Origin of the sequence: Scytonema hankhaensis NUACC26 (assembly GCF_045865695.1) — a bacterium.
Classification (GTDB): domain Bacteria; phylum Cyanobacteriota; class Cyanobacteriia; order Cyanobacteriales; family Nostocaceae; genus Scytonema.
In genome coordinates this window covers 1-15218 of the sequence record NZ_BAACAP010000202.1, presented here as the reverse complement: position 1 = coordinate 15218, position 15218 = coordinate 1, and the positions used below count along the sequence as shown (strand labels likewise).

Here is a 15218-nt window from a genome sequence, read left to right as displayed (position 1 = left end):
TATTTATTATTCTAAAAAACCAATAAGTGTATTAGCTCTAACAACTTCTGAATCATCTTCACCAAGTAAGTTAGACAATTTGTGTAAAGCCAACTTAGCATCTTCTAAACGACCATCATCTATTAATTGAAAACAGGAATTTATTTGTTGCTGTACTTCATCTGGTCGTTCTTTTACATTCATTAATTCATATAAAATGGAGTTACTGTCTTTGCCGTAAGTATGAGGTGTATTCTCTACCAATTGATAATTTTCTAAAATAAATACATTTTCTCTTCTAACTCCACTCAAGACTTGTGGTGAGTGAGTAGTCACAATAAATTGATAGTTGGGAAAGGTTTGTGTCAAACTCCGAATCACATTTCTTTGCCATTGAGGATGTAAATGTAGATCTATTTCATCAATTAATACTATTCCTTCATCTAATAATGCATGGTTCTTCAGTACTTGTTATGCTAAACTAACAAGTACTGAAGAGCCTAATGCATTATCAGAACTTGGGTTAGCGAGCGCCAATCGCCTTGCTAGGTCAGTCACTAACATCAATAACATTTTTTCCCCGTCAGAGAGTTGCTCCAACCTTAAATCTTGATGATTTTTTGTAATAGTCAATGAAGGTTGACTGGAAATATGGGTGAAATTATTATCTCTTTCTGTTGTTGCTCTCACTACTCGTAAGTCAGAAAAATGGCTGTTAGAAAATATTTCTAAAAAGTTTAGAATAGCTCTTCTTACAATCTCTAATTTTGAGTTTCTATAATTAGAATTTTCCCTTAATCTAATCTCATTTTCATAATCTTCCTCTTCTTTAACCCAATCAAAAAAATCTTGGAAGTTATTGACTCCTGGAGAAAAAGCTTTTTCATAAGCATAAAATTGATGATGTACTTCTTTTTTAGTTTTCTTACTACTCTTACTATTAAAGGCATAAGGGTTTTTCAAAACCATTCTGTGAGTTTGATAGTATACCATGACTGGCAAATTTAAATTAGAATTTTTTTGTAAGTTTTCTTGAAAGCGTTTAATGTAATTGTTAATTTCATCATAGTTACTTAATTTTGGTCTATATACACGTTCTTGAACCATTGTCCAAGATAAGCTTTCTCTCTCTTCTGTCACAAGTGTTATAGTATTAGCAGTAAAATTTGAATGAATATTTATATCATTTTCTGTTAGCCGCACTTCTACTTTTTTACTATTGCGAAGTCTAGCTACAAATTGAGCTAGCATTATCGCGATGCAATCTAAAACCGATGATTTTCCTGCACCATTAATACCAATTAATACAGTTAAGTTTGTTTGAGGGAAAGTTAAGAGAACTTCCCGCAATCCTCTAAAATTTTGAATATGCAGCTTTTCAAGACGCATGATTATAATTTTGCGTGCATTCAATATTTATTTGCAGAGTATATAATAACGTAATTATAGATATCGTTACCAGCGACCCCAAATATCGGGAGCGATCGCAAACAGCTCGAAGATTGCTCTATAAGCTTAACTTGTCTCCAATGCCGATTACCCCCTATTTTTTCTCTAATGCCTCAAGCAATTCTTCAATATTTTGCAACTGAACTTCATACTGCTCAATTCGTTGTGAAAGCTCGTATTTAGCTTCCGAATCAGTTTTAATAGTCCATTCTTTCTTCAACCATTTCAACTTCTTACGAATTGCCTGATACTCTTCTTCTAAGTCTTCACGTTTTTCTTGGATACGTCGCCTAGAATGTGGTGTTTGAGTAACACCATTAAGTAGATTAGTATCTAACTTTGAAGAATCATTGTGTGTAGAAATAGAATTTAATTCTGATTTTTTGTAGAGAACGGGTGTCAAATGTTCAGGTAAGCCCGCCATTTGAATTGCTGTACAACCCAGATTATAAGCAAACTCGATCGAGCGACCAGCTCCTAATGCATCATAAAATCCCAAGGCAAAATCTATAGCCGCTTTATCAGTTATCGATCGCTTCATCCCAATCGTATAGGGAATATGTTGTGCAATTACCTTCGCTTGCTCCTCTGTGTAACAACCATTTAACAAAACACAGTTCACTCGATCTGTAAATAACATAAATAAATCTGCCAAAGCTTTGGCAGGGATGAGACAGACTTGCCCAGTTTCATTTTGAAATGTTAACCCTTCTTCTCGATTAAATTCTGTTTCTACTAAGCCACCAGGCTCTAACATCATTTTTTCCTGGCTTCCTGATATTTCATTCTGCTTGCGTTGTCCAGCGAAATGAACAATCTGAGGGTTACATTCTAAAAGAGCAAGTTGAATATCTCTAGGACGTACTGCCCATCGTTGTTCAAATTTAAAGCGATCGCGATGTTGTGCTCTTAGTAACCCTTCACTAATATCTCGTGCTTCTTGCTCTAAACGTGACTGAGAACTTCGTGCTGGATTTGCTGCTAAGAATAAAATAGTTATAGCAGATGACTCAGGCATACTTAAATGATGATATACATATTAACAAGATTTGTTTCTTTTCTCATTGTTTTTGAAACTCTAAGTTAAGAAAGAGCAAAACTGCAGCGATTGAAACTCCAAGAGCAATGACTTGTGTTAATACAGTTGATAGAACGGCAACTAATATAGGAGAGTTAGCAATAGCACTACTTAGGATTTTTCTAAAAATTCCCTGTAAGCCAAAACTGATTAGATATGTTAATAATGAAAAGAAAAATGCCTTCCACCAATTTCCTTTAACTAATGACTGGCTGTATTGAAATGCTGCCTTACCTCTTTGATCTCGAAGAATAAAAGAGGTAAGGCAGAAGCCATTGTTTACACCGTATATAATACCTGGAATAATTAGCAATAAGGAGCGTAAAGACATAATAATTGAAAATTTCATCCACAGCCCACTTATGGATAATATACGTGAAAATATTCGTTTCGCTATAGCTTTAGGTTGAATTTTTTCTTGAAGAACACAAGTTTCTGTAAGGATGGAAAGAGTACTACCATAAATTGGAACTATTACAAATATATAAAAAAAATAGAATATATAATATAAAAACCATAAAAATGAATTCTGAGAGTAATTGAGTGATGTTGCAAAGCCGATTAAAATAATTGTAAAAGGCAGGTGTATTAGAATAGTGCTAAGAAAAATTCGATTTTTTTTTAAATATAAATCGAAGCCTAATGATATTAATTCAAGCAATCCAAGTTTTTTGCTTTGAAGTTCATAAAGGATATTCATATATTAGATTTTATTGCCTTATTGTTATATAAACCTACTACCACATTTTGTTTAGGATTAATAGTACCCATGAGGGTAATGCTTGATGAAGTCTTATAAAACCTTTCGATATAAAAAGCAATAAATATGCCTCATGTTTACACAATCATCTGGGATTTGTTGTTGTGGGTAACGATACGGCCACTCGCAAGCCAATTGTAAGCACTTTGTTTTCAGGAGGGATGCCGTTACGATAGGCGGAACGACACATATAAGGTGCATTTGTCCAGGAACCTCCCCGTATCACTCTGGGTGAAAATCGATGATTGGTAATTCGGACACTTCCATCTTTTGGTGCATTTTTGTAGTCATCATACCAGTGATCGGCACACCATTCCCATACATTACCATGCATCTCATCAAGACCAAAAGCATTCGCTGCTCTATGAGAACCTACTTTACTAGTTTGTTTGCTCGATCGTCCTTTAGAACTGGAACGATATTGTTGACTTCCATCATAACTGGCTACTTGAGGAGAAATCGTTTCGCCAAAGTAGAATGGGGTTTTTGTTCCTGCACGACATGCATATTCCCACTCTGCTTCACTAGGTAAGCGATAAGGTTTACCAGTCTGTAATTGCAGCCGTTCACAAAACTCGATCGCCTCAAACCAAGTAATATGCTCTACAGGTAAATTATCTCCTTTAAAGTTGGAGGGGTCAGGATTCAGTTCAATTCTGACTTTGCGAGTCTTAGCTATTGCTTGCCATTGAGATTGTGTCACAGGAAAACGGCTGAGAAAGAAAGATGCAATAGTGACGTGATGTTGAGGACGTTCCCGATAGTCGCCCTCCTTATTGACAGTTCCCATCCAGTAATTGCCTGCTGGAAGACTCACCATTTCTAAAGTAACCTGCCCCTCTAATCTCTCATAGAACAAGTTTGCCTGTTGCTCATGCCGATCGATGACCCACTGCGACCCCAGCCGCATAAATCGAGGTTGACGAATCAATTTAGCTGTCTCAAAACTAAACGACTTTAAAGAAAGGGTTCTTGATGCAATCGGGTTAATAGTCCAATCAGATCCTTGAAACTCAGGAACGGGTAAAATGACTCCTGCTACGACAATTCGATGCTCGTGAATTGGCAAGGATTTGAGAGTTAATTCTGCTTGAGCATGATTACCGCGAGCCAATTCGCGCATCCCCTGGAGATAAGTTAACAAGGTTTCAAAATGGGCTTCTTGCAAAGGATCTGCTATCGTCTCCGCTAACGATGTCATCCGGAGCCATTCTGTTTTTTCACTCAGCTTTAAGTTAGCAAGCTTGTCAGCCAAATCATGAGCGACAACTTCAGGATAGACATAGGCAAGTGCAGTCCAGCGTTGAGCCTGAGCTAAATTTTGTACTGACGACTTAGAATAATTCAACTCTCGCTGTACGTATGACAGCAAAAAATGGGCTAATTCCTCAACACGCTTCTGACCAAAGCTAGGATGATGAAGCATTCGATCTAGTAGGTAGTTTCGTATATCTCTATCCATTTCATATAGTTCATGTCCTACCTCGTGACAGAGGGGAGAGAGTAATAAATCTGCTACTGCGATCCACGGGACTTTCAAGTCCTGGTTACCTGTGTCTATCTGAAAATTTGCCCATATGCAGTAGGTCAAATGGGGTGTGAGGGCGATCGCAAAGGCGGCATGATAGGCTAGGTCAACGTGGGCTTGACTAAATCGTTGCTGAAAAAGTGCGATCGTCTGTGCGATTTCGCAAGTTCGAGTTTCAGAGAGTAGAGCACCAGAGTCTATCATATTATCGGAATGCCTCTCCTATAGATTTATGCCGTCCTCGTAGGATATTTATTGCCTTATAAAATTCCTGACGATTCACCTCAAACATGGGAACTAAAGCAGCGATATCTTGAGCGGTGGTATTTTCCCAACGTTTACGAGGAACCGGATTAAGCCAAGCGATATAACTTATGTGCTGCTTCAGTTCTTTTAAAAAGAATTTTGTCAACCGTCGCCGCTTAGAACTAAATCCACCACGAGCTGCTCCAGCATCACTGAAAATCAAGCAAACTGTTCTCACTTTAGGTAAGTTTAATAAACAATCATCAATCGGCTCTGCTTCTAAATGATAGGGATCGCGATACAGATATTCATCCGGACAATTATGAAAGTAATAGATCCGCACTCGACTGAAACGCCCCCCGCGAGATGCTGTGTCTGCTAACCCTTGCGAAAGATGGTGAAACGGAACCATTGAACCATCCCGATCGATTAACAGTAAGAGTTCTATGCGGTTAGTACGACGCGGAATCAACTCAGGACTTAATAAAAATCCCTGCTGGGCGACTTGTTGAATCGTAGCTTCGAGATCTAGCTCGCTGGGTGCGCCCTCACGAGTAAGTTGGCGTAGATAACGCCACCCTTGTTTCAATTGTCGATGGGTAACAGGCAGATCGTTAACGATGAGAGGAAAAAGTTCGCTAAGTTGATTGTCAGAATACCTGATTGCTTTAGCAACTTGGATTTCGTCAGCCATTGTCCGCATAACATCAGGGGATAGCAGCGTTTTAGGTAAGTTAGTGTAAGTCTCTGGAATAATTCCTTCATTTTCCAAAACCTTGATTTGTTGAGTTTTCCACATCCTCCAAGCAACAAGTAGCAAAATAACACAAGTAAAGGTTATTAATACCAACTCAAAAATATCAGAACGAAAAATTTTATTTAGATAATCCTGATTTTGTATAAGTAACATTGCTCTATTTGGCTCGCCAAGTTTGATACCTATAGGCTCAGTCAAGCATAAAGTAATAGTTTTTTGAAAAAAGTTAGCTTTCTCATTGAGAATAATAGGTAGTAAAATTATTTTTTCACCTACTTCACCATCTGCAAATTGAATACTTTGAGGATTATCAACTAATTTGGATGTCTCATTGAAGCTAGAAGTATCTCCAGAAACGTCTGGAAAACATTCCTGATTAATACTCAATTTTGCACTGACTGCTCCGTACCTGCTACCAGTACGGGTAATTTTGATAAGTGCTGTTTTTTCTTTTGCATCGACGATGTAGGAAGGGGTAAGAAAAGAGCCACCGCTAAAGACTAAACTATTAACCTGTGGTTTCGGTTTTGGCTTAGGAATAAAGTCTTTTAGAAAAAACGCGCCGCCGATCGCAACAATAAAGGTAGTCAGTCCTAGTAGCAAAAAACTTCGGCTTCTGCTTGTTTTACGTATCTTATAAATTAGTTGTTCCTGTTGATTCGTTTTTAAGCCAGTGTTCTCTGTTTCAGTTTCAAAAAAGATTTGTTCTGGTTGTTCGGGAATAAGCTGGTCAAAATAATCCTGAAAAATCTGCTTTTCTCGCTCAGATTTAACCCATAGGGCGCAGCACAGTTGAGCTAATGCAGAGCGATCGCGAGTACCAAAACCTGCATGAACAGCTTGAAGGAGCAGATGATATTCTGCCAATCCAAGAGAAAAACCTGCTTCTCTTAAACAGGTAAATAGTTCTAACAATGCTGGATCATTCACGATCTCTACTCAGCCTCAGATAATTCACATGAGCGTCCCAACTCTTAAGTAATACCTCTAAGTAAGGTAGTTGGGTTTCCTCCGACAACCTATTTAACACATCTTTTAATGAATCTCGCTTCAATGCCTTGATCCAATCAAGTAATTCGCTGGTGCTCACATTCTTGTTGAATTTACCTGTTTCACCATACATAGTTTCACGTAAGTGCATAAAACGAGAAACTGCTTTGTCTACCAGTTCATCCGCAATATCAGGAAATCGGTGTTTTACAATTTGAACAATCTGTTCGTAGTTGGGAAAATGGACATAATAGAATAAACATCGGCGCAAAAAGGCATCTGGTAAATCTTTCTCATCGTTACTTGTGATAAAGACGATTGGTGGATTAATTGCCTTAATTTCCTTTTCTCTTCCATCTTCTCTTACCTCTTCAATTTTAATCAGTTGCTCATCTAGTTCCAACAGTAAATCATTTGGAAAATCAATATCAGCTTTGTCAATTTCATCAATTAAAACTACTGTACGCTTTGGATTTGTGAAAGCTCGTCCTAATGGTCCGAGACGGATATAGGATGTTGGATCGTCAAAACGTTTCTTTTCTTCTACCGTCAAAGAACCGGATGCAGCTAGTTGAGCATCGCGTAATCGCCCAACCGTATCATAAACATACAATCCATCCTTAGCTCTACTTGTGGACTTTACATACCAAGTCTCAAAATCTAGTCCTAATTCGTAAGCAACTGCTAGAGCTAGTTGGGTCTTGCCACATCCAGGTTCCCCTTTCAACAATAATGGACGACCCAGGTAAATTGCTAAATTTACAACATCCACTAATTGTTGACTGGGCAAGTAAGGGTAGATGAGCCTGCCTTTGTAGCTCTCTCCTGGTGCGGGTTGTTTAGTACCTGTATACTCAAAGCGATGAGAATTTAAAGGCGTAACCACTTGCTCTCCTGTTCAAACCAATTACAACCACAAATATCGCAAATTTTTCGTAGAGTTGGTATTGGCATCCCTTGCTTTTCTAAAAGCACTCTCACTGTTGCTACCTTATTAGTAGAGATGGCTGGAGGTAAGGAATCACTTTGGTAATTTAACCAATCCCTCAAATCCTTATCTGAAAATGGATGAATTTTAGGTAATCCAAGAGGAAGATTTGGCTGCCAATATAAATCATACTTTTCAACAAAACCAATATTCCATTGAGATACTACCCCTTGATAGTCTAGAAAAAAAATGAGTAGTTTAAACGTATTTTTATGATTATTTTCTAATATTTTCTGTGTAATTGATACCCAAAAATTATTGAGTAAATCGCCCAAATTTTCTTTAATTGTTTCATCAACATTATTAAATATAATTAGAACATTTTGCGTTTTCCATAGTTCGCAAATTCTCTCTGCAATTTGAAAGGGTAAACTCTTTTCAGGTAAACTGACTCGACCTGCAAATTCATCCCAAATTGCTGCTATATCTGTTCTTGACGAAGTTCGATTTAAGTCAATAACAATATTTTTTCCTTCTAAACTATTAGGAATACTTGAAATAAGTCGATTCAGTAACCACCTTTGACCATATTCCTTTGAATGCCCATGGATTAAAAAAACACCGTGAGAGTATTTTCCAGCAATCTCTTCAAAAAGGTTGTGCTGTTCCCAGTAACCTAACTTTAAGAGCGATCTATATAAGAAGTCAACGGTTTGTGTTATTTCTAAATTTGAATTTTCCGATTGTTTAGATAGATTAATCTGGTCTTCTAATTCTTCGAGTTCTTCTTCTATTTTCCGTAATCTTACTTCGTACTCCTCAATCCGTTGCTCTAGCTCATATTTCGCTTCAGAATCGGTTTTTATCGTTCTTTCCTTCTTAAACCATTTCAACTTTTTGCGAACTTCTTCATATTCCTCTTCTAGGTCTTCATGTTTTGCCTGTAAACGCTTAAGCGAAGGCATATATTCTCCTTATGTAGATTTCTTTAACAGTACTGGAGTCAAGTGTTCTGCAATGCCTGCCATCCGAATTGCCGCACGCCCTAATTTATAAGCAAACTCAATCAAACGACCTGCCCCGATTGCATCATAAAAGCCTACCGCAAACTCGATCGCCGCTCGAGCTCCCGTCCCATGTCCCGAAAAATGGATAATCTGCGGACTTATATCGAGCATAGCCCGTTGAATATCGCGAGGACGAACTGCCAAACGTTGTTCTAGCTGAAATTGGTCGCGCTTTTGAGCGCGTTGCAGTCCTTCCCCAATGTCTCGTAACTCTCGCTCGAGCTGTAGACATATAGTGTCTTCAGGGTTGGTAGCGAGAAATAGAATGCTTTGCGGATAACCGCTAGAGAAACTCATAAGAAACTTAAGTTCAGTACAGTTAACAGCTTAGTTTCTTTATTTTATACTTAAAATCAGACTACCAATTTAAAAAATGCACGAAAATCTATTTTGGTACGACAAAAAGCAAAGTATCTGCTTTTTCTCATTTGAAGGAATCACAAGATGCTTATCCCCTTTCAAAATATATCATATTTAATTTTTCGTCTCTTGTTCCAAACCATATTGAAGTGCTTGAAAACATCTAACTATTTTATAAAATTCTTCATCCCAAGCATTTTGTTCTAGAGATTTCACAAATTGTGGAATAACCTGATTCTGTTTTTCAATAATTTTTATTAAAATTAGATTGATTTTATTGATGGTTTTATCTCGAAATACCTTACTGATATCTCTACCAAGTAGAATAATTGAGGCTTCATCTACATCAAAGTCCCCTGTGGAAATTTCCTCAATCAGTTCCTCATAAACTCGTTCTTCTACTTGATAGTTTTTTAAGACAAAGACAATATCTTCTAAATCTTTAGATTCTCTTCGCTCATTCCATGCAAGCAGTTTTAATGCCACAAAACTACAAATATCGGCTATCCGAATTTCAAAATTGTCGATCTTTTCAACCTCTGTATTTGAAAAAGCTTCTTCCAACCCTAAAGTATTCATTCGATTCCCATCTTGCCAAGTGATTTCCTGATTTTCATCGCTAATATTTCCGAAGGGAATCACATCAACTTCTAACCCAGTTTCAATATGAATAAATTTATGTACAACACTAGTTTGTTTAAATCGAATGATTTTACCAGAAGTCATTTGAGATCTTAATTCATTATATTGATTCCAATTATCTAATTTGACTGCCACATCCCAATCTGTAGTTGCTCGACCCTCAAGATTGTATTGACTATCAAAGATTAACAACCTTGCTCTAGCACCAATCAACAACATTGGGACTTGTAATGAATCCATAATGACTTTAAGATCGGTGAGAATTTGTTTTGCTTTTAAGTCTAAGGTGATTTGTGGGTTGTTCATAATCTTCTATTTCAGCAATTTGTCGCTTTGCAGCAATATATTGGTTGTAGATACGTCTAGCAGTTTCTTTTAAACGCTCGTCTGGATGCAAAGCTAGTTCGGCATGAATTAGTAAAGGATCGGCAATATATTGATACTGGTTATTGTGATAGTAATTTTTAGTTCCAAATTGCTTTAGTATAGTGATGCTTCCTTCTGGATCTGGTTTAAGGCGCAATTTAGTAGCGATCGCTCGATAGTTTTTTTGCTCTGATATATGGAGAACCGTACTAACTGGTTTCAAGTAGCCTGTAAGAATTGCAGCCGCAAATTCTCCACCAATTAAGAATTGCTCGGTTTCTGCTATATTTTTAATTGGTTGAGAAACATCTGAGAAATGATGATTTCCAATGGGGTTAAATGTATCAATTAAAAGTTCTGGACGTAGATTTTCTAAATACCCCATCTCCCATCTTTCTAAAAGTTTGACATAATTCGCTATTCGATATTTTCCGCCAGGTTGACGTAGTAAGTAGTTAAGTTCGTACAGATTTTCTAGACTTTCTTTAACAGTACTTAAGTTCATTTCTATAAATTTTGCAATGTCTATAGGAAGACTCTTTAATATGTTTGGCTCTTGAAGTAAGGAATATACAACTTGTAGAGTTCTAGAAGTAATCTTAGGAGTAGAGAGTAGTTTTTTACTGAAAAAACTGTTGTTAATCAAAATGTAAATTGATGAGTTATTAAGATAAATATTGCCTGTAGTGTCAAGAAATTCAATATTTTGTTCGACTAGCTCATCTACCAATGCACTTGATAGTACATCTGTAATAAGTAGTGGTCTTTGACCATTACTTAGTCGTTGTTTGAGATAATTTATATAGTTAATTGTGACATCCAGTGTTTCATAAGTTAAATGCGATTTAATTTCTACTATATATTCAAGTTTATTTTGAGGGGTGTATATCGTTAACAATCCATCCGCGATCGCATTATCGACTTGGAAAGGTTCTACAGTCGCGGTTGTTTGGATTTGAGGTAGTTTCTCCAATTTTTCCAAAGATTTTTGTAACCAAGGGTGCTTAGGTTGCATAAGATAAGTGAGTGAGATACTTCTTGAACTTCATCAGCGTGCATCAGCGTGCATCTACGGTTCCATAACTTTTTTATATGTTACTTCCAAGCGACAACCGCTACAAGTTCAGCCTTAAGTTATTATCTTACAATAACTCATCAACCTTCTCTAATTGCCGCTTCAACTGAAAAACTAAGAACGCCACAATTCCCCACTAAGACAAAATAGCTATCAAAACTTCCATTGAAGATAGTGAATGGCTCCCAGAGAATAAAATAATAAGTGGTGCAGCCCTGCCAGAAAAGCTCCCAATTGATAAGATAATAACGACTCAAGTCATGGTGCAAACACCTATACTGTGTAATACTTTGAGTTCCCGTGCAGTATGGGGAATAGTTAGAAGAGATTATCACGCGATTCGGTGGTAGCTTGACTGCAAATAATACGTACAGGACAAGTTGGCTGAGTAAAGAGGTTGAAATTGCAAGTAGGATATTTTGCATTTTTAACCGTCCTCTAATCTCTCTTAAAAATTGACGATTCCAGTCACCTATTTGCTCAATAAAATTTTGAATCATATAAATTTTAGTTCTTGAATTTTACTAGGTCTTTACTAGATTCCCGACTTCTCAAAGAAGTCGGGGATCTTGCAGCCTTTAAGTCACCTTTTTTCAAAATTGACTAATCTTTGACTAACAATGCTTTAGTAGTAGACTCTCCCAAAATCTTTATATGCTCGAACAAATGCCAAATTAACAACCCTAAAATTACTAACTCTCCCAACCAAGCTACAAAGATTACCAGTGTCGAACTAAATTCCAAACTAGCCCAAGGGAAGGTAGAAAATAACCAAAAGGTAGGATGTATAGAAGGTGTGATACGTAAGATGGTTAGAGCAAATTGAGGTAAGAAAAATAGAGCAAACACGAAACCAAATGCCCATAACAAGCGTTTTTTGGTTTTCATCAATAATGCTCTTTGTACGCTCGCAGCATAAATCATCATCAAAGTAACGAACATAGCTACCCCTAAAATTAGGTTTAATCTATTAACTTGATTAATCCATAAATTCAAAGTAGAGGTCTGGGGAGTATTTAAAATAGGAACTAGGAAAAGCCAAATGATAACTGGAGCCGATGCGATCGCAAGACAAATCAATGCTGCAACAAGTATCGGGCTTTTTTCACCCCAAACAAGATCGGCTAGCCAGAAATGATTTCTAACATCTTGCTCGCCAGAAACATTTTGGTGTCGGTATCTTGCCCAATCTTGTACGGTTTGGCGGTGGGGTGATAGGGTTGCAAGTAACCCAAAAAATAGAACTAAGTTAAAGACTAGAATTAAGCCAAAATTCTGAGTCATTTGATAATTCACATCATAAAAGCTAACACAAGAACCTTTTGGAGGACAAAACTGGGAATAATTTTTCATATATTGGAAAGTAAATCCCCAAAGAAGAACTTGAGTGTAGGTGACTAGAAAATAACTTTGACCTTTACTGAAGAGACTTATATTTGAGTTACGGAAACAGCGTGTCAGTCCTTGCCACAAACAGTAAGTACCCAAACCATAATTTAGTATATGTAAACTCACCAAACCCACGAGATTTTTTCCTATAGGCAGATAGAAAAATTGTACATTTTGCAGCATTTCCCACTTATATCGATGGAGCATCAAGTTTGGAAAAAGATATGCTGTTATGTCAAATGGGCTAAAGAATTTAATCCAAATACCTGCAGAAGTCACATATGGACTCCATAGGGACTGCATTGTAATTATCAGGAATAGTAAAACTGCACCGCTACCCAACCAGGGTTGAAAGCCACTAAACCAACGGAAGTATAAACCAAAAAGTAGTGCAGCGCTGTAGAAGAAAATACAGCACGCGATCGCGACTATCCAAAAACTCAAAATATGACTAGTTGCTATATTAGCACTTCGTCCTGCAAAGAAATGAAAGGGCAATGCACTTAAGATGACTAAATAGACTAATATTGGTACACCTAACATTTTGCCAATCAAAATGCTTGTTGCTGGTTGAGGGCTAAGACGAATAAAATTGAGAGTTCCCCGTCGTTCTTCTGTAGCTAAGTTATCGATGAGTAAATAAGTGCCTGCGACTAACAATGTGAAGATAAAAACTACAGTGAGTGTAGAGAAAATATATTGCCAGTGGTCGCGCCACCAGATTGGCATATTTAATTGGTCTATGGGACAATACTGATTTGATAGCTCGGAAACTTTCTGTTGCAATCGATCGATTTGTGATTGTAATTCAGTAATTTTGCTTTTTCCAGAAGGATTAGTCCTGGTATATTGACTGATTTGTTGATAAAGGTTTTCTATTTGTCGATTAAGAAGTTGCCTTTTTTCTAAAGCTTCTGGACGTAAAAAACAGTATTGCCCTTCTGTTGAATAGAATTCAGTGGGTGTCTCCCGCAATTGATAAAGAAACAGTGCGAGTTGACCAAAAAGGGATATAGCAATTGCGAGCGCAACATTAAAAACCTTTAAGCGTCCTTTAATTTCTCTAAAAAACTGTGGGTTCCAATCACCCAACTTACTAATTAAGTCATTCATGATTTTAGATTTTATATTTACGAAGCTTGCTTATGACCTAAGTTGAGAAAAATCGTTTCCAAATCTTCTTGAGTTGTGTGAAAATCAGTGAGAGGAATATTGGCTGTGATGAGCGATCGCAATAAATCGGCACAATCTTCTTGTTTTCCAGAAAAATTGACCCGCACACTATTCTTAGCAGGCAAAACTTCCCATTCTTGAACGAAAAGATTATTTTTTAATTCGCCTAAGAGTTCTGGTAGTTTTCCTAAAGTAGATATAACAATTTGTTGACGGGAAAGGCGCTGATAAAGTTGTTGGAGAGAAGTACTTTCTACCAGAAAACCAAGTTCCATGATTCCCACAGATGTACACAGTTCTGCTAAATCGCTAAGAACGTGAGAGGAAATCAGTATTGTCATTCCCGCTTCTTGCAAAACTTTAACAATCTCGCGAAACTGCATCCTAGCAATGGGATCTAGCCCTGAAACAGGTTCATCTAATAGCAAGACAATAGGTTCGTGGATAATAGTTCTAGCAAGACACAAGCGTTGTTTCATCCCTCGTGACAGGGTAGAAATCAGACTATTTCGCTTGTTACCCAATTGAATCAGTTCTAAAACTTCATGCAGGCGTTGAGCGCGACGCGGATCGCGCAAACGATACAAGCGGGCAAAATAATCGAGGTAATCCCAGACAGTGAGTTCTTCGTAAAGAGGATAGTCATCTGGTAAATATCCCAAGCGTCGTTTGAGAGTGGGGTTGCTTTTGTCCCTAAGTAAGCGATCGCCATTTACATAAATCTCACCCGTTGTCGGTTCTTCAGCCGCTGCTAACATACGGATGAGAGTTGTTTTACCTGCACCATTAGGACCTATTAACCCATAAACTTCACCTGACAGGATTTCCAAATCGAGATTATTAACAGCAACGTGTCTGTCAAATTGCTTAGTCAGTCCACGGGTGTGAATAGCCAGTTCTTTTGTCATAACTAACAGGCTGGAGTTTGCAATTATACTGAGTATGCTTTCAGCCATCATACTGGCTGTTATTTGAGATGAAAAACACCGTTACACGGTAAAATAAACGTATTTATGCGTTGGTAAGTTTGCTTGAGGTATTCAACTCGAATGATTGAGTACAGCAAGCTTAGCCTTTAATTTCAGAACTTGCCAGGATGGTTTCGGAAAATGCAACCAGCTTTAAAGAAAGTATTTTTTTGTACTAGAAAAATTCATAAAATCTTTATATGAAGTAAAAAATATTACTTTTTGTGAAGTAATAATAGCATTGTATTTAAAATTAGTGTATGGCTCTTACTTAATTTTCTAAATTAATAGAGTATGTTTTGATATAAAGTTGTTGGGATTAATTGCTCCCAGTTTGTATAACTTTGCGTTACAACGTGTTGACCAAAAAGCAAAGTACAAAGGAGAGAAATAAGAGAAATTTAGTTCCCTCCCCAATACATCGGGGAGGGAACTAAATTTCTCTTATTTCTCTCCTTTGTAC

14 protein-coding genes are annotated in these 15218 nt (G+C 37.2%); all 14 read right to left on the bottom strand.

Annotated features, from left to right (window positions below):
* Positions 1–6: 6 nt before the first annotated feature.
* The gene (locus ACKTT2_RS23485) at positions 7–360 is read right to left on the bottom strand and encodes a hypothetical protein (protein WP_500691397.1); all 354 of its coding nucleotides are present in this window, start codon (positions 358–360) and stop codon (positions 7–9) included.
* A 90-nt stretch (positions 361–450) separates the two neighbouring features.
* Positions 451–1368 carry an AAA family ATPase gene (locus ACKTT2_RS23480; RefSeq protein ID WP_407890996.1) on the bottom strand — a complete coding sequence of 306 codons (918 nt, stop codon included), beginning with the start codon at positions 1366–1368 and terminating at the stop codon, positions 451–453.
* A 154-nt stretch (positions 1369–1522) separates the two neighbouring features.
* Positions 1523–2446, bottom strand: coding sequence for a TIR domain-containing protein (locus ACKTT2_RS23475; protein WP_407890994.1), 924 nt, complete (start codon positions 2444–2446; stop codon positions 1523–1525).
* Positions 2447–2489: 43 nt separating this feature from the next.
* Entirely contained in the window at positions 2490–3206 is a 717-nt protein-coding gene (locus tag ACKTT2_RS23470; RefSeq protein WP_407890992.1) for a hypothetical protein, read from the bottom strand.
* Positions 3207–3351: 145 nt separating this feature from the next.
* Positions 3352–4998, bottom strand: a complete 1647-nt coding sequence (locus ACKTT2_RS23465; RefSeq protein WP_407890990.1) for a formylglycine-generating enzyme family protein — start codon at positions 4996–4998, stop codon at positions 3352–3354.
* A gap of 1 nt (position 4999) precedes the next feature.
* On the bottom strand, positions 5000–6727 hold the full coding sequence (locus ACKTT2_RS23460) for a hypothetical protein (protein ID WP_407890988.1): 1728 nt from the start codon (positions 6725–6727) through the stop codon (positions 5000–5002).
* Positions 6720–7673 carry an AAA family ATPase gene (locus tag ACKTT2_RS23455; RefSeq protein WP_407890986.1) on the bottom strand — a complete coding sequence of 318 codons (954 nt, stop codon included), beginning with the start codon at positions 7671–7673 and terminating at the stop codon, positions 6720–6722. The genes ACKTT2_RS23460 and ACKTT2_RS23455 overlap by 8 nt, the downstream gene beginning before the upstream one ends.
* Positions 7658–8680, bottom strand: coding sequence for a hypothetical protein (locus tag ACKTT2_RS23450; RefSeq protein WP_407890984.1), 1023 nt, complete (start codon positions 8678–8680; stop codon positions 7658–7660). Before ACKTT2_RS23450 ends, ACKTT2_RS23455 begins: the two co-directional genes overlap by 16 nt.
* Before the next feature lie 9 nt (positions 8681–8689).
* Positions 8690–9079, bottom strand: a complete 390-nt coding sequence (locus ACKTT2_RS23445) for a hypothetical protein (RefSeq protein WP_407890982.1) — start codon at positions 9077–9079, stop codon at positions 8690–8692.
* A 177-nt stretch (positions 9080–9256) separates the two neighbouring features.
* Positions 9257–10090 carry a nucleotidyl transferase AbiEii/AbiGii toxin family protein gene (locus ACKTT2_RS23440; RefSeq protein WP_407890980.1) on the bottom strand — a complete coding sequence of 278 codons (834 nt, stop codon included), beginning with the start codon at positions 10088–10090 and terminating at the stop codon, positions 9257–9259.
* Positions 10032–11165 (bottom strand): type IV toxin-antitoxin system AbiEi family antitoxin, encoded by a 1134-nt coding sequence (locus ACKTT2_RS23435; protein ID WP_407890978.1) that lies wholly within the window; start codon positions 11163–11165, stop codon positions 10032–10034. The genes ACKTT2_RS23440 and ACKTT2_RS23435 overlap by 59 nt, the downstream gene beginning before the upstream one ends.
* A gap of 140 nt (positions 11166–11305) precedes the next feature.
* Positions 11306–11725, bottom strand: a complete 420-nt coding sequence (locus tag ACKTT2_RS23430; RefSeq protein WP_407890976.1) for a hypothetical protein — start codon at positions 11723–11725, stop codon at positions 11306–11308.
* Positions 11726–11828: 103 nt separating this feature from the next.
* On the bottom strand, positions 11829–13727 hold the full coding sequence (locus tag ACKTT2_RS23425) for an ABC transporter permease (protein ID WP_407890974.1): 1899 nt from the start codon (positions 13725–13727) through the stop codon (positions 11829–11831).
* A 17-nt stretch (positions 13728–13744) separates the two neighbouring features.
* Positions 13745–14695, bottom strand: a complete 951-nt coding sequence (locus ACKTT2_RS23420) for an ABC transporter ATP-binding protein (protein WP_407890972.1) — start codon at positions 14693–14695, stop codon at positions 13745–13747.
* Positions 14696–15218 lie beyond the last annotated feature (523 nt).